The organism is Pseudomonas sp. F8002 (assembly GCF_013385495.1).
Taxonomy (GTDB): Bacteria; Pseudomonadota; Gammaproteobacteria; order Pseudomonadales; family Pseudomonadaceae; genus Aquipseudomonas.
In genome coordinates this window covers 88246-104852 of the sequence record NZ_JACAPW010000010.1, presented here as the reverse complement: position 1 = coordinate 104852, position 16607 = coordinate 88246, and the positions used below count along the sequence as shown (strand labels likewise).

Sequence of the window (16607 nt, the reverse complement as noted above, 5' to 3'; positions counted from 1 at the left end):
TGCCCGCAGGTGAGAAGGTTTGACGCTTCACTTCTTCTGCAAAGGAATTGCCCATGGCTTTTGGTTTTTCTCGTGGTGTTGCCCCCGGTGTCTTGCTGCTCGCCGGGTTGCTGGTCGCACAAGGCACGCTGGCCTCGGTCATCCCGTTGAGCGTGAATGACTGTCGGCAGATGCAGCTTCGCAACACTATCACCGCCGCCAATCCATTGCCCTGCGCACGCCTGGCGCGGGTGACGTTCAGCTATGTGGACTTTGGCGGAGTGCTGCATAACAACGGGCAGCTCGTGGTGCTGGATGCCATCGCACCCCATGTGGAGGAGATCTTCAGGCAGTTGCTGCAACGTCGGTTCCCGGTGCATCAGGCGGTCAGGCTGGAAACCTATCGAGGCAACGACAAGGTCTCGATGGCCCGCAACAATACCAGTGGTTTTAATGGGCGCCAGGTCAGTGGCGCTTCGGGGTGGTCGCTGCACGCCTATGGCGCCGCAATTGACCTTAACCCTCTGCAAAACCCATTCGTTTTGTTCGGGCGTAACCCGCGAGGTGAATTCACCGGCCAGGCCACTGTTGAGCCCAGGGCAAGTACCGCGACTGCCGTTAACCGCCTGGATGCCCGCCCCGGCAAGCCGGCGCGCCCTGGCCGGGCAGAAGAGGTGATTGACCTGTTCGCCGAACACGGCTTTTTGACCTGGGGTGGTTATTGGGATTTTCCGCTGGATTACCAACACTTCCAGATCGGCCGGCGTTCGTTCGTGGAGTATCTGGCGCGGGTCACGCCGCAGCAGGCCAGCGCTGCAGTCGAGACCTATATCACCGCCTATCGCCAGTGCCTGCAGCAATCGGCCGAGACGGATCAAGCGCTCAAGCGTATGGCGTGCGTCCAGCAAACGATTGAGCAAAGCCCAACCTAGGCTTGCGGGTAGTGCTTGAACCCAGTATCAAGAGAGCCTCCTCCTGCCCGGGTTTTACCGATGACCAACGCCATGCCACAACGCGCCGATTACCGCCACTTCCAGCCGATCATCACGCGCTGGCACGACAACGATGTATATGGCCATGTGAATAACGTCACCTACTACAGCTTCTTCGACACCGCGGTGAATACCTACCTGATCGAGCAGGGCGGGTTGGATATTCATGACGGCGAAGTGGTTGGGTTTGTGGTGAGTTCGGCGTGCGACTACTTCGCCTCGATTGCCTTTCCGGACCGCATCGAGATCGGCCTGCGGGTGGGCAAGTTGGGCAACAGTTCGGTGCTGTATGAGTTGGCGGTGTTCAAGGCGGGAGAAGAAGATGCCTGTGCTGCGGGGAGGTTTGTGCATGTGTTTGTGGATCGGGCGTCGAACCAGCCGGTGACGATCCCGGGGATGTTGCGCGAGGCGTTACAGCGATTGGTGATCTGAATACGATCTGCGAAACAATGAAAGTCAAATGTGGGAGCGGGCTTGCTCGCGAAGGCGGTGGATCAGTCGCCGGATGTATTGGCTGATACAACGCCTTCGCGAGCAAGTCGAATCGTCGCACCGCCGCTCCCACATTAAATCCGCTGTGTTCTTTCGATTCGCGTGTTACCGGTGGTGGCGATAGTGATGCTTGTTTTTGCGATGCCCATAAGCATGGCCGCGCCCGCGATGGTCATCGCGGTCATAACGGCGGTTATCGCGCCCACGGTAACGACGATCATCGTCATCGCTCTTGTTGCCCATGTAGTTGCCCAGTGCACCACCGGCGCCACCGCCGGCTGCTGCGCCGATCAGGCTGCCGGTGCTGCCGCCGACACTGCGACCCACCACGTTGCCGCCGGCCGCGCCCAATGCGCCGCCAATGGCTGCTTCACCGCGGCTGCGCTTGTCTGCGCCCACCGCACTGCCGCCTGCGCCACCAAGAGCCGCACCGATGGCTGAACCAGTATTACCGCCCAACTGCTGACCTACGACAGAACCTAGAACCCCGCCCAATGCGCCGCCCACACCGGCTTCGGTGGTGCCACCGGCCATGGCTGCGCCACTGACCAGGCCAAGGGACAACAAGAGAATCGAGGAGAACTTCATAGAGGAACCTCAAGAGGATGACGGCGCGATCCTGAGGTTGTATCGAGACGGTGACAATCGAAACCCGACCAGTGGTATGGGTTGTATACAATTCTCTAAGTTACTGTTTTGTATGGGGAACTTAAGTGAATTTTGCGAGTCTTTAGTTACTTCGGAACGGCCGCTTTTATGCAAAAGCGGCCTTTTTTGTGCCCGTAAGAAACTCGGGTGCTGTCTGTGGCGAGGGAGCTTGCTCCCTCGCCACAATGAGGTGTCGCTTAGGCCGACTTCGCCATGATCAACCCGGTCGCACTCGCTGCTTCCAACCGAATCGCCACGAATTTCGACGTTGGCGTATGGCTGCCATCCCCCGTGCTTTCCAGCGGCACCAGCGGATTCACTTCCGGGTAATAAGCCGCAGCCTGCCCCGCCGGAATATCAAATGCCAGCAAGGTAAAGCCCTTCACCCGACGCTCACGGCCGTCGTCCCAGATCGACACGATGTCAGCCTTCTGCCCCGGCTTGAAGCCCAGGCGGATGATGTCGGCTTCGTTGACGAACAACACATCCCGCTGGCCCTTGACCCCACGATAGCGGTCGTCCAGGCCATAGATGGTGGTGTTGTACTGATCGTGGGAGCGCATCGACTGCATGATCAGGTCCGGCAATTGCCCGGTGTTGCGGGTGCGTTCGTGCACCAGGTCCTTGGGCAGGATGTTCGGGCGGAAGTTGGCGCGGCCCGACGGGGTGTTCCAGCGACGGGCGCCAGCCGAGTTGCCCAGGTAGAAACCGCCCGGATTTTTCAGGCGCTCGTTGAAGTCCTTGAAGCCCGGAATGGTGTCGGCGATCAGGTCGCGAATACGGTCGTAATCGGCCACCAGCCAGTTCCAGTCCACCGGCTTGCTGCCCAGGGTGGCGGCGGCAATGCCCGCTAGAATCGCAGGCTCGGATTTCATCTGTTTCGACAGCGGCTGCAGTTGGCCGTTGGAGGCGTGGACCATGCTGAACGAGTCTTCAACGGTCACGGCTTGCGGGCCTTCGGCCTGGATGTCGATGTCGGTACGGCCCAGGCACGGCAGGATCAGCGCGTCCTTGCCATGCATCAGGTGGCTGCGGTTGAGCTTGGTGCTGATCTGTACGGTCAGGTCGCAATTGCGCAGTGCTTCAAAGGTGCGTGGGCTGTCCGGGGTGGCTTGGGCGAAGTTGCCGCCCAGGCCGATAAATACCTTGGAGCGCCCTTCGAGCATGGCGTGAATCGCTTCCACCACGTTGTGGCCGTTATCGCGCGGCACCTGGAACTGGAAACGACGCTCCAGGGAATCGAGGAACGCCACCGGCGGGCGTTCGTTGATGCCCATGGTGCGGTCGCCCTGCACGTTACTGTGGCCGCGAACCGGGCACAGGCCCGCACCCGGGCGGCCGATGTTGCCGCGCAGCAGCATCAGGTTGGCGATTTCCTGGATGGTCGGCACCGAATGGCGATGCTGGGTGATGCCCATCGCCCAGCACATGATCACGTTCTTGCCTTTGGCGTACATGCGCGCCGCTTGCTCGATCTCCACCAGGGTCAGGCCGGACTGCTCGACGATTTCATCCCATGAGGTGTCGTCGATCTTGCCCAGGTAATCCAGCACGTTGGCGGTGTGTTCGTTGAGGAAGTCGTGGTCGAACACGGCCTCCTTGCCTTCGGCCTGGGCCTGGCGCTCCCACAGCAGCAGGAACTTGGCCATGCCCCGCAGGATGGCCATGTCGCCTCCCAGCGCCGGGCGGAAGTAGGCGGTGTTGGTCGGCTTGTCGCCGTTGGTGAGCATTTCCAGCGGGTGTTGCGGGTGCTGGAAGCGTTCCAGGCCGCGCTCTTTCAGCGGGTTGATGCACACCACCTGGGCGCCGCGTTTTACCGCTTCGCGCAGTGGCTCCAGCATGCGTGGGTGGTTGGTGCCGGGGTTCTGGCCCCAGACGAAAATCGCATCCGCATGCTCGAAGTCATCGAAGGTCACGGTGCCTTTGCCCACGCCCACGCTTTGCGCCAGGGCGACGCCGCTGGCTTCGTGGCACATGTTCGAGCAGTCCGGGAAGTTGTTGGTGCCGTAGGCGCGCACGAACAGTTGATACAGGTAAGCCGCTTCGTTGCTGGCCCGGCCCGAGGTATAGAACTCGGCCATGTCCGGGTTTGGCAGCGCATTGAGGTGCTTGCCGATCAAGTCGAAAGCCGATTCCCAGCTGATAGGTTTGTAACGGTCGGTTTCGGCGTCGTAGCTCATCGGCTCGGTCAGGCGGCCTTGGTACTCCAGCCAGTAGTCGCTCTGCTCCAGCAGCGCGCTGACGCTGTGCTTGGCGAAGAATGCCGCGTCGACCCGGCGCTTGGTGGCTTCCCAGTTGACCGCCTTGGCGCCGTTCTCGCAGAACTTGACCATGCCGCTTTCCGGCGAGTCGCCCCAGGCGCAGCCCGGGCAGTCGAAGCCGCCGTTCTGGTTGGTCTTGAGCATCATGCGGATGTTTTTCAGCGCGTTGTCGCTGGTCAGCCAGGCTTGCGCCACGCTGATCAGTGCGCCCCAACCACCCGCCGGGCCTTTATAGGGCTTGTAGCGCGGGGTGGGTTTGTCGTCGGCTTGATGATGATTACTCACGCTTGATTCTCCATCGCAGGGCTATAGACCCGCGGCGCACTTTTCTGCGGCAGGTGGATGAGATTGAGGTTGTGCCGGCGAGCCCATTGCAGGGCCAGGCCGGTGGGCGACGACAGGCTGACCAGGGTCTGGATGCCTGCACGCAGGACTTTCTGGATCAGTTCGAGGCTGCAGCGACTGGTGACAATCGTCAGGCCGCCGTCGGTCGGAATCTTTTGGCGGATCAGCGCACCGATCAGCTTGTCGAGGGCGTTATGCCGGCCGATGTCTTCACGGCCCAGCAGCAATTCGCCCTGGTTGTTCATGAACACCGCCGCATGCACCGCGCCGCTGTACTGGCCCAGCGGTTGGAACGCGCTGATGCGCTGGCGCAGGCCATCCAGCCATTCGGCAGGCGGCAACGGCGCGCCGGGCAACACCTTGAGGTTGGGCAGCGCCTGCTCCACGGCTTCTACGCCGCACAGCCCACAGCCGCTGGTGCCGGCGAGTTGCCGGCGCTGCTGTTTCATATTCCAGAACGCGCGGCTGGAAATCTGCACCTGAGCGTATTGGGTCGAGCCCGAACCGCTGATTTTCAGGTCATAAATGTCGCTAACGTCTTCGATAATGCCGCTACCAATGCTGAATCCGACAATAAAGTCTTCAAGGTCGGTCGGCGTCACCAGCATCACCGCCTGGCTGATGTCGTTATAGGCAATCGCCAACGCGACTTCCTCGGCAAGCGCGGTGCAGGCCGATTCGGTGTGTTCGAGATTACAAAACTGGTAGCTCTGGCTGGCGGCGGGCGCGGGCGTTTCGAGGGCGGGCGCCGCGCAGACTGGGCGCTGGGCGTTCATTGGGCATTACCACCGGGAGTATTCAGCTGTAAGACTAGGCGCGACAAAGGGTCGCGTCTAATCGTCAGTACTGATCTACCGATAGATGCCGTCGATCAAGTCTCGATCAGCGATTTCTGATACAGCGCAAAACACGCTTCCGCCAAGGCCGAACGGGGTGCACTGCGGCGCATGATCAACCCCAGGCGAGCCAAAGTGTGAGCGTCTTCAATGGGTTGCAGGCGCAGGTGCTCGGTGAGGGCGTCGAGGCCGCCGTCCAGTGGCATCACCGCGCAACACAGGCCGCCGTGCACCGCTTGTAACAATTGATGGACGGCATCGGTCTGCAACAGCGGCTGCGGATTGAGGCCACGGCTGTGGAAGTTATGGTCGATGGACTGGCGAAAGTGCATGCCGCTGGTGAGCATGCCCAAGGGCAGTTCGATCAGCGCCTCCCAACTCAGGGGCTTGTCGCCGAAGCTGAAGAACCGTTGGTCGTACAGCAGGCCCATGCGGGTTTCGCCCAGGGCCAGGGAGTCGAAACGCTCGGCGTCCAGGCGCTCGAGGTACGACACGCCGAGGTCCAGGCGGTTGCTGGCGAGCTGTTCAAGGATTTGCTCGGAGCTTAACGCGGACAACTCAAAGCGCAGGCTGGGGTGTTCCTTGTGCAGCTTCTGCATCAACGCCAGCGGATCGAAGCTCGACAACGGCACCACCCCCAGGCGCAACGTGCCTACCAGGTTGCCGCGACACGCAGCGGCCTCGGCCTGCAAGCCGTCATAGGCCGCCAGCACCGTGCGTGCCCAGGCCAGCACGCGTTCGCCGGGGGCGGTAAAGCCTTCGAAGCGCTGCCCGCGATTGACCAGCGGCAACTGCAGCTCTTCCTCCAGGCTGCGCAGGCGCATCGACAGGGTCGGCTGGGTAATGTGGCAGCGCGCCGCCGCCTGGCCAAAGTGACGGGTTTCGTCGAGGGCGATGAGGAATTTCAGCTGTTTGATGTCCATCTTCGCTCCGGGCTTATTCCAATGCGGTGGGATTCTAGCGTGTTTGGGTCTTTGGTCAGGCTGGAACCCAATTCTGTAGGACTGGTCTAGTCTTTGGCATCTGGAAATTAAATCCCAAGGAGAGCGCACCATGAGTCTTTTAAGCTTTGTTAAGGAAGCAGGCGAGAAGTTGATTGACCTGTTGACACCGGGTAATGCCAACGCGAGCGAGCAGTTAAAAGAGCACGTGACCAAGGTTGGTTTGGGTAACCCCAATGTGCAAACCACCGTCGACGGTGACAAGGTGACCGTGACAGGTGAAGTCGCCAGCCAGGAAGAGAAAGAGAAGATATTGCTGGCGCTGGGCAACATCGCCGGCGTTGCGAGTGTTGATGACCAGATCACTGTTTCCGGTCCTGCTGTCGCGGCGGCCCGCTTTGTCGTGGTGAAAAAGGGCGACACCCTGAGCGCTATTTCGCTGGCGGTGTATGGCAACGCCAACCAGTACAACAAAATCTTCGAAGCCAACAAGCCGCTGCTGTCCCATCCGGACAAAATCTACCCAGGGCAGACGCTGCGTATTCCTGAGTAATCCGCGGACCCAATGTGGGAGCGGGCTTGCTCGCGAAAGCGGTGGATCAGTCAATATATTCAGTGGCTGACACACCGTATTCGCGAGCAAGCCCGCTCCCACATTGGACCTTCAGCGTTGTTACAAACCTACGATCAAGTCCCGGTAATCCCCAACCGCTGCAAACTCCGCCGTGTCCTTGGGCCCCTTCCGGCTGTCCGGTTCCTTCACCGCCAGCAAGTGCCCCACGCCAAAATCCCGGGCGCTGCGCAGGATCGGCAAGGTATCGTCGATAAACAGGCTGCGGGCCGGGTCGAAGGCGATGTCGGCGTGCAGGGCGTCCCAGAACTGCGGGTTTTCCTTGGCAAAACCATAGTCATGGGAGCTGATCAGTCGCTCGAAATAAGGCGCCAACTCGATGCGTTCCAGCTTCAACGACAGCGAATCCCGATGGGCATTGGTGATCAGGATCACACGCTTGCCCGCCTGTTTGATCGCCGCCAGGAAGGTGTCGGCATCCGGGCGCAAGGCAATCAGGTGCGCGGTTTCCAGCTTGAGCTCGCGCACCGGGATCTTGAGTTCGGCGCTCCAGAAATCCAGGCAATACCATTGCAACTGTCCGGCGTTACGCTCGAACAGCGGCTGCAGCTCCATCTCGGCCATGGCCCGGCTCACACCATGCAACTCGGCATAGCGCTGGGGCAGGTGCTCCATCCAGAAATGGTTGTCGAAGTGCAGGTCGAGCAAGGTGCCGTCCATGTCCAGCAGGACGGTGTCGATGGCGTGCCAGGGCAATGGAGGCATAAAGAACACTCATGTAAGAAAAGATATCCGACACAGACAATCGGAAAAGCCACGGTATAGTAACCCGATCACGCCAAGGAGCCGCTCATGCGCCAGAAACCCACCGTCCTCGCCCGCGAAATAGTCGCCAGTAGCCGTTTGTTCCGCGTGGAGGAAGTGCAATTGCGCTTTTCCAATGGCGTGGAGCGGACCTACGAGCGCCTGGTGGGCAGGGGGGCCGGATATGGCGCGGTGATGATCGTGGCGATGATCGACTCGGACCATGCGTTGCTGATCGAAGAATATTGCGGCGGCACCGACGAGTATGAACTGTCACTGCCCAAGGGCCTGATCGAACCGGGCGAAGACGTGTTGGCGGCAGCCGACCGTGAGCTCAAGGAAGAAGCCGGTTTCGGCGCCCGCCAGTTGGAGCACATCACCGAGCTGTCGCTGTCCCCCGGCTACATGAGCCAGAAAATTCAGGTGGTGCTGGCCACCGAACTGTATGAAGAGCGCCTGGAAGGCGACGAGCCCGAGCCGATGCGCGTCGACCGGGTCAACCTGCGGGAGCTCTCGCAGTTGGCGCAGAACGAGCAGTTCAGCGAGGGCCGCGCGTTGGCCGCGCTGTACCTGGTACGCGACCTGTTGACTCAACGTGGAGCGTTCCAGCCATGAGCGAACTGTTCCTGGGTCACCCGTTTATTGCCCCCGCGATCGAACTGGCCCGCCAGGCTGGCGAGGTCATCCTGCCGTATTGGCGCGCCGATGTTGCCGTCACCACCAAGACCGATGATTCACCGGTCACTGCCGCCGACTTGGCTGCCCATCACTTGATCCTCGCCGGTCTGACTGCCCTGGACCCGAGCATTCCGGTGCTGTCGGAGGAAGACGCGGACATTGACCAGAGCGTGCGCGCCGGTTGGCAGCGCTGGTGGCTGGTGGACCCGCTGGATGGCACCAAGGAATTCATCTCCGGCAGCGAGGAGTTCACTGTCAACATCGCGCTGATCGAAAAAGGCCGCGTGGTGTTCGGTGTGGTGTCGATGCCTACCAGCGGTCGGTGCTACTTCGGGGGGGCTGGGCTGGGTGCCTGGCGTTCCGATGTAGGTGCTGCGCCCAAGCAAATCCAGGTGCGCCAGACCCCGGCGAGCGGTGAAGCATTTACCGTGGTTGCCAGTCGTCGCCATACGAGCCCTGAACAGGATCGCTTGCTCGCTGGCTTGAGTGCCGGATTGGGCGAGCTGAAGCTGGCCAATATCGGCAGTTCTTTGAAGTTCTGCCTGTTGGCCGAAGGCAGCGCCGATTGCTACCCGCGCCTGGCGCCCACCTCGCAGTGGGACACGGCGGCCGCGCAAGGGGTGCTGGAAGGGGCGGGTGGGGAAGTGCTGGAGCTGGATGGCCAGCCGTTCAGTTACCCGGCGCGGGCGTCGTTGTTGAACCCGTTCTTCCTGGCATTGCCGGCTAAGGCGGAGTGGCGTGAGCGGTTGCTGACCCTGGCCCGGTCTTAAGCACAGCGCCGATTAAAAATGTGGGAGCGGGCTTGCTCGCGAAGGCAGTGTGTCAGTCACCAAATGTATTGGCTGATCCACCGCTTTCGCGAGCAAGCCCGCTCCCACATTTGTTATGTGTGCAGGACGTACTGCCCGGTAAAGGCCACGGCCCGCTCTTCACTGCCCTCGTTGACGATCCATGTCTCCAGCGCCAAGCGCGCCCGGCCATACCGTTTATAGGTCGCCAAAAACCGCTTCCACACCTTGTCATCAGGTGCCTGGCAAATCGCCGTCGCATCGGTGGTCACCGGCAGCGGATAACTGATCTGCCCTTCCTGAATCACGATATGCCCGTCTTCAATCCCTTCCTCGCGCAACTGCAAATGCAGCCAGCCCCAACCTGCCAGCACGGCGCCGCAATACAGGCTGCCGCCAAACATGGTGCTCTTGTGGTTGATGTTGGCGTCGAGCGGCAAGCGCAGTTGCAGCTGCCGGTCCTGCCAGTCGATAACCTTGAGGCCCATTTCCCGGGTCAGGGGAATGTCGTGGTGAAGGATCGATTCCAGGTAACGGCTATCGCGACTCATGGTGGCCTCGTGGCAGGGGGAAAAGGGTCATTCGTCGTCAGCGTGACTGTTGCCGCTGTCGGCGAAGTTCAGCCCGTGCTTGCGCAGTTTGTCGTGCAGGGTTTTACGCGGCACGCCCAATGCCTCGGCGAGGCTGCGCATGGAGTTGTGGGTGCGTGCCAGTTCGGCGGCGATCAGGCTTTTTTCAAACTGTTCGACCTGTTCGCTCAAGCCGCCGGGCGTGCTGGTGAGGATGCCCGGCGAAGGGCTGTCCGGGGTGCTGTCCAGCGCCAGTTCAAGGCCCAGGGCGAAACGCTCGGCGGCGTTTTGCAGCTCGCGCACATTGCCCGGCCAGCTGTGACGCAACAACAGCGCGCGCTGGCCCGGTTGCAGCTCTTTCATCGGTAGCCCGTGGCGCGTGCTGGCTTCGTCGGCAAAGTGCTGGAACAGCATCAACGCATCCTCACCCCGTTCGCGCAGCGGTGGAATGCGCAGCGGCGCAACGTTGAGGCGGTAATACAAGTCCGCCCGGAAGCGCCCCTGGTCGGCGGACTGGCGCAGGTCTTCCTTGGTGGCGGCGATGATGCGGATATCCAGCGGGATCAGCTGGTTGCCCCCCAGACGCTCCACCACACGCTCCTGCAACAGCCGCAGCAGCTTGACCTGCACATCCAGGCTCATGCTTTCGATTTCGTCGAGAAACAGCGTGCCGCCGTTGGCGAATTCGAATTTGCCGATGCGCCGCTTCTGGGCGCCGGTAAAGGCCCCGGGCTCATGCCCGAACAACTCGCTTTCCACCACCGACTCGGCCAGGGCGCCGGCGTTGATCGCCACAAACGGGCCGCTGCGGCGGTTCGACAGATCGTGCAGCGCACGCGCTACCACTTCCTTGCCGGCACCGGTTTCACCGAGGATCAGCACATCAGCCTTGGTCGCCGCCAGCGCGCCAATCTGCTCGCGCAGGCGCAGCATTTGCGGGGAGTGGCCCACCAGGCGTGTACTCAATTGCTGACGGTCGCTCAGGGCCAGGCGCAGGCTGCGGTTGTCCAGCACCAGACGGCGCAGGGCCAGGGCGCGGCGCACGCTGTCGAGCAGGGCGTCGCTGGCGAAGGGTTTTTCCAGGAAGTCGTAGGCGCCGGTGCGCATCGCCTGCACCGCCAGTGGCACGTCGCCGTGGCCGGTGATCAGCAGCACCGGCAGCTCCGGGTCCTGGGCGTGGAGTTCCTTCAACAGTTCCAGGCCGTCCATGCCGGGCATGCGGATGTCGCTCACCACAACCCCCGGCCAATCCCGGGACAGGCGCGCGGTCAGGCCCTGGGCTTCGCCGAGGGTCAGGACTTTCAGCCCGGCCAGGTCCAGGGTCTGGCAGAGGGCCTGACGCAGGTGTGGATCATCGTCGATCAACACCACCTGAATCTGGTTATCGATACTCATACACTGCGGTCCTCGGACGGTTGCAGACTGACACCCGGTGCTCCGGCGCGCAGTTTCAAGGTTAACAGTGCGCCGCCTTCCTTGTGGTTGGCGAACAACAGTTCACCGCCAAAGGCGCGCATCAGGGTGTCGCAGATCGCCAGGCCCAGCCCCAGGCCCTGGGTGCGGGTCTTGGTGGTGTAGAAGGGCTCGCTGGCGCGGCCCAGGGCTTCCATGCAGAAACCCGGGCCGTTGTCGCGAATGTACAGGTTGACGCCCTGTTCGGTGGTTTGGGCACTCAGCCAGAGTTTGCGCGGCGGGCCTTTTTCGGTCAGGGCGTCCAGAGCGTTGGCCAGCAGGTTGCCCAGCACCTGGCGCAGGCGGGTTTCGCCGGCGGCCACCCACAAGGTGGCCTCGGGCAGGTCGCGGATCAGTTCCACTTCCATTGCCCGCCGCCGCTTGGCCAGCAGCGCCAGGGCATCGTCCAGTGCCGGTTGCAGGGCCACGCTTTCCGGCGCATGCCGGTCGCGCCGGGCGAAGGCGCGCAAGTGGGCGATGATCGAGGCCATGCGCCCGGTCAACTCGCTGATCAGCTTGAGGTTGCCACGGGCGTCGTCGGTGCGCTCATGGTCGAGCAAAATCCCGGCGTTTTCCGCGTAGCTGCGAATCGCCGCCAACGGCTGGTTGAGTTCATGGCTGATACTCGCCGACATGGTGCCCAGCGCCGACAACTTGCCGGCCTGCACCAGGTCGTCCTGGGCGCGCACCAGTTCCTGCTGGGCATGTTCACGCTCCAGCACTTCCTGTTTCAGGCGCCGGTTGAGGCCTTCCAGGTCGCTGGTCCGCTCGATCACGCGCATCTCCAGTTCGCGACGGGCCTTGGCTTCGAAGGCGATGCGTTCCAGGTAGTGACGACGGCGCTGCATCATCAGGCCGAGCAACAGCATCAGCACCAGCAAGGCGGCGCCACCCACCGCGACCACGGTGCGCACCGGGCGGCTGATCAAGGTGCGCGGCGCGAGAATCTCGACTTTCCAGCCGGTTTCGGCGATGTCGGTGGATTGGCGCACCCACGCCGTCGGGCTGAGGCTCAGCGGCTGCGGGTCGCGGGTCGGATAGGGCTGGATGGCGATGATGGCGCGGCGTTCTTCATCCGTCAGCGGCCGGGTGGCACGGAAGCGCCATTGCGGGCGCGAGGTCAGGATCACCACGCCGTTGTGGTCGGTGACCAGCAGTTGTTCGGGGGTGTTGCCCCACAGGCTTTCGGTGTGGTCCAGGTCGACCTTCACCACCAGCACGCCGATGATCTTGTCACCATCTCGCACAGCGGCGGCGAAGAAGTAACCGCGTTTGGCCGAGGTGGTGCCCAGGCCGAAGAAGCGCCCGAGGCGCCCGGCCATGGCTTCGCTGAAGTAGGGGCGAAAGGAAAAATTACGCCCGACGAAGCTGTCCTGCTTGTCCCAGTTGGACGCGGCGAGGGTCTTGCCGGTGGTGTCCATCAGGTACATCACTTCCACCCCGGCCTGCGCGGCAACGTCCTTGAGCAGATGGTTGGCATTGACCAGGTTGGTGCTGACGTGAGGCGCGTCGATGGCGGTGCGCAGGGCCGGCAGGTCACCGAGGATTTGCGGCAACACTTCGTAGCGGTGCAGGGTGCCCAGCAGGTTGGCGACGTACAGGTCCAGCGTCTGGCGGTTCTGACCGGCCAGTTCGTTGCGGTAATAACGCTCGGCCAAGTGCTCCAGCGGCCACAACAGCGGTGCCAGGCATAGCGCCAGCAATGCCAGGCTGCGCCAGCGGGGTCTTCGCGGAAGGGGTGGAGTCATGGGAGTCATGCGCCTGTGGGTACAGGCGCATTATGCCTAGTGCTGCTCGGCAAGACACTCGCGCAATGCGTCATGCCACTGCGGTTGCGAGACATGCCATTGCTGTTGCAGGCGGCTGCAATCGAGGCGCGAGTTCAGCGGGCGTCTGGCCGGTGTTGGATAGGCGCTGGAGGGAATCGCTTCCAGCTCGGCGCAGGCACGACCGTTGGCCCGTAGTTGCTCGCCGATGGCCTGGGCAAAGCCGAACCACGAGGTCTCGCCCTGGGCCGTCAGGTGATAGACACCCCAATCCCCGGCCTGGCCCGCCTGCCAGCGCTCGATCAGTGCACGGGTGCTGTTGGCGATGGTCCCGGCCCAGGTCGGCGCGCCGATCTGGTCGGCGACGATGCGCATCTGCGGTTTTTCCTGCAGCAGGCGTTGCATGGTCAGCAGGAAGTTCTTGCCGTGGGTCGAGTAGACCCAGCTGGTGCGCAGGATCAGGTGTTCACCGCCGACGGCCGCGATCGCCTGTTCGCCCGCCAGCTTGCTGGCGCCATAGACGCCCAGCGGGTTGGTTGCGTCGCCCTCGTTGTAGGGCGCGGCCTTGCTGCCGTCGAACACGTAGTCGGTGGAATAGTGAATCAGCGGAATGCCCAGTGCCTTGGCTTCCTCGGCAAAAATCCCGGGCGCGGTGGCGTTGATGGCGAAGGCCACGTCCGGCTCGCTCTCGGCTTGATCGACGGCCGTATGGGCGGCTGCGTTGATGATCAGGCCCGGGCGATGGGCGCGCACTTGCTCGCGGACCTGCTCGGGACGGGTCAGGTCAAGCTGGTCGCGGCCCAACACGACCAACTCGCCCAGGCCCTGGAGGCGCTGTTGCAGCTCCCGGGAGACCTGGCCGTGTTGGCCGCTGATGAGGATTTTCAACGGGCTGTTCATGGAAACAGGTCGGCTTCTTTCAGGCTTTTACCGTTCTGGTCCTTGGCGGACAAGGTTGGCGTGCCGGTCAGTTGCCAGTCGATGTTGAGGTCCGGATCGTCCCAGCGAATGCAGCGTTCTGCCGAGGGCGTGTAGTAATCCGTGGTTTTGTAGAGGAACTCGGCGTAGTCGCTGAGTACCACAAAACCATGTGCAAATCCCGGTGGAATCCACAGCTGGCGATTATTCTCGGCGGACAAGCGTGCGCTCGCCCATTTGCCGAAGTTCGGTGAGCTGCGGCGGATATCCACCGCCACGTCCAGCACTTCACCAGCCGTTACACGCACCAGTTTGCCCTGGGCGTGCTCGACCTGATAGTGCAGGCCACGCAGCACACCTTTTTGCGAGCGCGAGTGGTTGTCCTGCACGAACTCTTGTTGCAAACCAGTCGCCTGGGCAAAAGCCCTGGCGTTGAAACTTTCATAAAAAAAACCGCGCTCATCGCCAAAAACCTTCGGCTCGATGATCAATACACCGGGCAGTTCAGTGGCGGTTACATTCATTTAGTTTCCCCAGCGAGAGTGAACAAGTACTGACCATAGCCGGTTTTGCCAAAATATTTGGCCCGTTCCAGCAAATGATCACGGTCGATCCAGCCGTTCTCGTAAGCGATTTCTTCCAGGCACGCCACTTTCAGGCCTTGGCGGTGTTCGATGGTCTGAACGTACGTCGAGGCTTCCAGCAGGCTGTCGTGGGTGCCGGTGTCCAGCCAGGCAAAGCCACGGCCGAAGCGTTCCACGTGCAGGTCGCCGCGCTGGAGGTAGGCGTTGTTGACGTCGGTGATTTCCAATTCGCCGCGCGGCGATGGCTTGACCGCCTTGGCGATCTTGATCACGTCGTTGTCGTAGAAATACAGGCCGGTCACCGCGTAGCTCGACTTTGGCTTGGCGGGTTTTTCCTCAATGGAAAGTGCGCGGCCTTCGCTGTCGAAATCGATCACGCCGAAACGCTCCGGGTCCTTCACCCAGTAACCGAACACCGTGGCACCAGATGGGCGCTCTGCAGCAGTGCGCAGTTGGTCGCCGAAATGCTGGCCGTGGAAGATGTTGTCGCCCAGGATCAGGCACACCGGGTCATCGCCGATGAACTCTTCGCCAATCAAGAACGCTTGTGCCAGGCCGTCCGGCGACGGTTGTTCGGCGTAGGTAAAACGCACGCCAAACTGGCTGCCATCGCCCAGCAGGTTGCGGTATTGCGGCAGGTCTGCCGGGGTGGAGATCACGAGGATTTCCTTGATCCCGGCCAGCATCAGCACCGAGATCGGGTAGTAGATCATCGGCTTGTCATACACCGGCAGCAGTTGCTTGGAAACACCCAGTGTAATGGGGTGCAAACGGGTGCCGGAGCCACCGGCCAATACGATTCCCTTCATCATGCGATCAGATCCTTAAAGTCAGTGTTGCCCAGTCGTTCACCCTGATAACTGCCGTCCTGGACCCTGCGGCACCATTCCAGGTTATCGAGGTACCACTGCACGGTTTTGCGCAGGCCGGTTTCAAAGGTTTCTTCGGGCACCCAGCCCAGCTCGCGTTCGATCTTGCTGGCGTCGATCGCGTAGCGCTGGTCGTGGCCCGGGCGATCCTTGACGAAGGTGATCAGGTCAGTGAATTTCTCCACGCCCGCCGGGCGTTGTGGTGCCAGTTCTTCCAGCAGGCCGCAGATGCTGCGCACCACGTCGATATTCTTCTGCTCGTTATGGCCGCCGATGTTGTAGGTCTCGCCTACCACACCTTCAGTCACCACTTTGAACAGCGCGCGGGCGTGGTCTTCGACGAACAGCCAGTCGCGCACTTGCAGGCCGTCGCCGTACACCGGCAATGGTTTACCTGCGAGGGCGTTGAGGATCACCAGCGGGATCAGCTTCTCGGGGAAGTGGAACGGGCCGTAGTTGTTCGAGCAGTTGGTCAACAGCACCGGCAGGCCGTAAGTGCGCTGCCAGGCGCGTACCAGGTGATCGGACGCGGCCTTGCTGGCCGAGTACGGCGAGCTTGGGGCGTAGGGCGTGGTTTCGGTGAACAGGTCATCGACGCCGTGCAGGTCGCCATACACTTCATCGGTGGAGATGTGGTGGAAGCGGAAGGCACTCTTGGCCGGTTCTTCCAGCTTCTGCCAATAACCGCGTGCGGCCTCCAGCAGGCTGTAGGTGCCGACGATATTGGTCTGGATAAAATCCGACGGGCCGTCGATGGAACGGTCCACATGGGACTCGGCCGCCAGGTGCATGATCGCGTGGGGCGCAAAGCGCGCCAGTATGGCGCTGACGGTGGCCTGGTCGATGATGTCGGCCTGGACGAACTCATAACGGCTATCGCTGGCGATGCTGGTCAGCGACTCGAGGTTGCCTGCGTAGGTCAGTTTGTCCAGGTTGAGCACTTCGTGCTCGGTGTGTTGAATCAGGTGCCGGATCAGAGCGGAACCGATGAATCCGGCGCCGCCGGTGATGAGAATGCGCATGTCGGAAGCCCTTTTCCTTAGACGGACATTAAGCGAATGGAGCATAGCTTGAGTTGTGGCGCGAGACGGTGCAAGGCCCGATGGCAATTTGC

The 16607-nt window shown here is 61.8% G+C and carries 17 protein-coding genes; 5 read left to right on the top strand and 12 right to left on the bottom strand.

From position 1 onward, the window contains the following. Positions 1-53: 53 nt before the first annotated feature. Both HX811_RS08710 and HX811_RS08705 read left to right on the top strand, forming a co-directional pair. On the top strand, positions 54-911 hold the full coding sequence (locus HX811_RS08710) for a M15 family metallopeptidase (RefSeq protein WP_177045573.1): 858 nt from the start codon (positions 54-56) through the stop codon (positions 909-911). A 60-nt stretch (positions 912-971) separates the two neighbouring features. Further along, the gene (locus tag HX811_RS08705) at positions 972-1403 is read left to right on the top strand and encodes a thioesterase family protein (protein WP_177045572.1); all 432 of its coding nucleotides are present in this window, start codon (positions 972-974) and stop codon (positions 1401-1403) included. A 165-nt stretch (positions 1404-1568) separates the two neighbouring features. On the opposite strand, the gene HX811_RS08700 is transcribed toward HX811_RS08705, so the two are convergent. From HX811_RS08700 to HX811_RS08685, 4 genes are all read right to left on the bottom strand, one after another. Then, positions 1569-2051 carry a glycine zipper domain-containing protein gene (locus HX811_RS08700; protein WP_008435777.1) on the bottom strand — a complete coding sequence of 161 codons (483 nt, stop codon included), beginning with the start codon at positions 2049-2051 and terminating at the stop codon, positions 1569-1571. Positions 2052-2308: 257 nt separating this feature from the next. After that, entirely contained in the window at positions 2309-4657 is a 2349-nt protein-coding gene (locus tag HX811_RS08695) for an FdhF/YdeP family oxidoreductase (protein ID WP_102367895.1), read from the bottom strand. Continuing rightward, positions 4654-5493 carry a formate dehydrogenase accessory sulfurtransferase FdhD gene (gene fdhD, locus HX811_RS08690; RefSeq protein ID WP_177045571.1) on the bottom strand — a complete coding sequence of 280 codons (840 nt, stop codon included), beginning with the start codon at positions 5491-5493 and terminating at the stop codon, positions 4654-4656. Before fdhD ends, HX811_RS08695 begins: the two co-directional genes overlap by 4 nt. Positions 5494-5588: 95 nt before the next feature. Further along, positions 5589-6476, bottom strand: a complete 888-nt coding sequence (locus tag HX811_RS08685) for a LysR family transcriptional regulator (protein WP_003213213.1) — start codon at positions 6474-6476, stop codon at positions 5589-5591. A gap of 130 nt (positions 6477-6606) precedes the next feature. On the opposite strand from HX811_RS08685, the gene lysM reads away from it, so the two are divergent. Continuing rightward, positions 6607-7047: a peptidoglycan-binding protein LysM gene (lysM, locus tag HX811_RS08680; RefSeq protein ID WP_177045570.1), complete on the top strand. Its 441-nt coding sequence runs from the start codon at positions 6607-6609 to the stop codon at positions 7045-7047. Positions 7048-7167: 120 nt separating this feature from the next. On the opposite strand, the gene yrfG is transcribed toward lysM, so the two are convergent. Beyond that, complete coding sequence (yrfG, locus tag HX811_RS08675) at positions 7168-7830, bottom strand: GMP/IMP nucleotidase (protein WP_003213217.1); 663 nt, start codon at positions 7828-7830, stop codon at positions 7168-7170. A gap of 87 nt (positions 7831-7917) precedes the next feature. Here yrfG and nudE point away from each other — a divergent pair, with 87 nt between their 5' ends. Further along, positions 7918-8484, top strand: a complete 567-nt coding sequence (gene nudE, locus HX811_RS08670; RefSeq protein WP_003213218.1) for an ADP compounds hydrolase NudE — start codon at positions 7918-7920, stop codon at positions 8482-8484. Next, on the top strand, positions 8481-9317 hold the full coding sequence (gene cysQ / locus HX811_RS08665; RefSeq protein WP_008435771.1) for a 3'(2'),5'-bisphosphate nucleotidase CysQ: 837 nt from the start codon (positions 8481-8483) through the stop codon (positions 9315-9317). The genes nudE and cysQ overlap by 4 nt, the downstream gene beginning before the upstream one ends. Positions 9318-9430: 113 nt before the next feature. Here cysQ and HX811_RS08660 read toward each other — a convergent pair whose 3' ends face one another. The 7 genes from HX811_RS08660 to rfbB are packed head-to-tail and all read right to left on the bottom strand — an operon-like array spanning position 9431 to position 16515. Beyond that, a complete protein-coding gene (locus HX811_RS08660) occupies positions 9431-9886 on the bottom strand; it encodes a YiiD C-terminal domain-containing protein (RefSeq protein ID WP_087692720.1) in 456 nt (151 codons plus the stop codon). 27 nt (positions 9887-9913) lie between these two features. Beyond that, positions 9914-11299, bottom strand: a complete 1386-nt coding sequence (locus HX811_RS08655) for a sigma-54 dependent transcriptional regulator (RefSeq protein WP_003213224.1) — start codon at positions 11297-11299, stop codon at positions 9914-9916. Then, positions 11296-13104, bottom strand: a complete 1809-nt coding sequence (locus HX811_RS08650; RefSeq protein WP_023659335.1) for an ATP-binding protein — start codon at positions 13102-13104, stop codon at positions 11296-11298. Before HX811_RS08650 ends, HX811_RS08655 begins: the two co-directional genes overlap by 4 nt. Before the next feature lie 36 nt (positions 13105-13140). Continuing rightward, a complete protein-coding gene (gene rfbD / locus HX811_RS08645) occupies positions 13141-14022 on the bottom strand; it encodes a dTDP-4-dehydrorhamnose reductase (RefSeq protein ID WP_177045569.1) in 882 nt (293 codons plus the stop codon). Beyond that, positions 14019-14564 carry a dTDP-4-dehydrorhamnose 3,5-epimerase gene (gene rfbC / locus HX811_RS08640; RefSeq protein WP_177045563.1) on the bottom strand — a complete coding sequence of 182 codons (546 nt, stop codon included), beginning with the start codon at positions 14562-14564 and terminating at the stop codon, positions 14019-14021. The genes rfbD and rfbC overlap by 4 nt, the downstream gene beginning before the upstream one ends. Further along, positions 14561-15436, bottom strand: coding sequence for a glucose-1-phosphate thymidylyltransferase RfbA (gene rfbA, locus HX811_RS08635; protein ID WP_003213231.1), 876 nt, complete (start codon positions 15434-15436; stop codon positions 14561-14563). The genes rfbC and rfbA overlap by 4 nt, the downstream gene beginning before the upstream one ends. Further along, positions 15433-16515: a dTDP-glucose 4,6-dehydratase gene (gene rfbB, locus HX811_RS08630; protein WP_177045561.1), complete on the bottom strand. Its 1083-nt coding sequence runs from the start codon at positions 16513-16515 to the stop codon at positions 15433-15435. Before rfbB ends, rfbA begins: the two co-directional genes overlap by 4 nt. Positions 16516-16607: the final 92 nt, after the last annotated feature.

What these genes read in the sequence shown, in the direction of transcription:
- HX811_RS08710 (WP_177045573.1), top strand. Translation starts at nt 54, where the DNA reads ATGGCTTTTGGTTTTTCTCGTGGTGTTGCCCCCGGTGTCTTGCTGCTC.
- HX811_RS08705 (WP_177045572.1), top strand. Translation starts at nt 972, where the DNA reads ATGACCAACGCCATGCCACAACGCGCCGATTACCGCCACTTCCAGCCG.
- HX811_RS08700 (WP_008435777.1), bottom strand. Translation starts at nt 2,051, where the DNA reads ATGAAGTTCTCCTCGATTCTCTTGTTGTCCCTTGGCCTGGTCAGTGGC.
- fdhD (WP_177045571.1), bottom strand. Translation starts at nt 5,493, where the DNA reads ATGAACGCCCAGCGCCCAGTCTGCGCGGCGCCCGCCCTCGAAACGCCC.
- HX811_RS08685 (WP_003213213.1), bottom strand. Translation starts at nt 6,476, where the DNA reads ATGGACATCAAACAGCTGAAATTCCTCATCGCCCTCGACGAAACCCGT.
- lysM (WP_177045570.1), top strand. Translation starts at nt 6,607, where the DNA reads ATGAGTCTTTTAAGCTTTGTTAAGGAAGCAGGCGAGAAGTTGATTGAC.
- yrfG (WP_003213217.1), bottom strand. Translation starts at nt 7,830, where the DNA reads ATGCCTCCATTGCCCTGGCACGCCATCGACACCGTCCTGCTGGACATG.
- nudE (WP_003213218.1), top strand. Translation starts at nt 7,918, where the DNA reads ATGCGCCAGAAACCCACCGTCCTCGCCCGCGAAATAGTCGCCAGTAGC.
- cysQ (WP_008435771.1), top strand. Translation starts at nt 8,481, where the DNA reads ATGAGCGAACTGTTCCTGGGTCACCCGTTTATTGCCCCCGCGATCGAA.
- HX811_RS08660 (WP_087692720.1), bottom strand. Translation starts at nt 9,886, where the DNA reads ATGAGTCGCGATAGCCGTTACCTGGAATCGATCCTTCACCACGACATT.
- HX811_RS08655 (WP_003213224.1), bottom strand. Translation starts at nt 11,299, where the DNA reads ATGAGTATCGATAACCAGATTCAGGTGGTGTTGATCGACGATGATCCA.
- HX811_RS08650 (WP_023659335.1), bottom strand. Translation starts at nt 13,104, where the DNA reads ATGACTCCACCCCTTCCGCGAAGACCCCGCTGGCGCAGCCTGGCATTG.
- rfbD (WP_177045569.1), bottom strand. Translation starts at nt 14,022, where the DNA reads ATGAACAGCCCGTTGAAAATCCTCATCAGCGGCCAACACGGCCAGGTC.
- rfbC (WP_177045563.1), bottom strand. Translation starts at nt 14,564, where the DNA reads ATGAATGTAACCGCCACTGAACTGCCCGGTGTATTGATCATCGAGCCG.
- rfbA (WP_003213231.1), bottom strand. Translation starts at nt 15,436, where the DNA reads ATGATGAAGGGAATCGTATTGGCCGGTGGCTCCGGCACCCGTTTGCAC.
- rfbB (WP_177045561.1), bottom strand. Translation starts at nt 16,515, where the DNA reads ATGCGCATTCTCATCACCGGCGGCGCCGGATTCATCGGTTCCGCTCTG.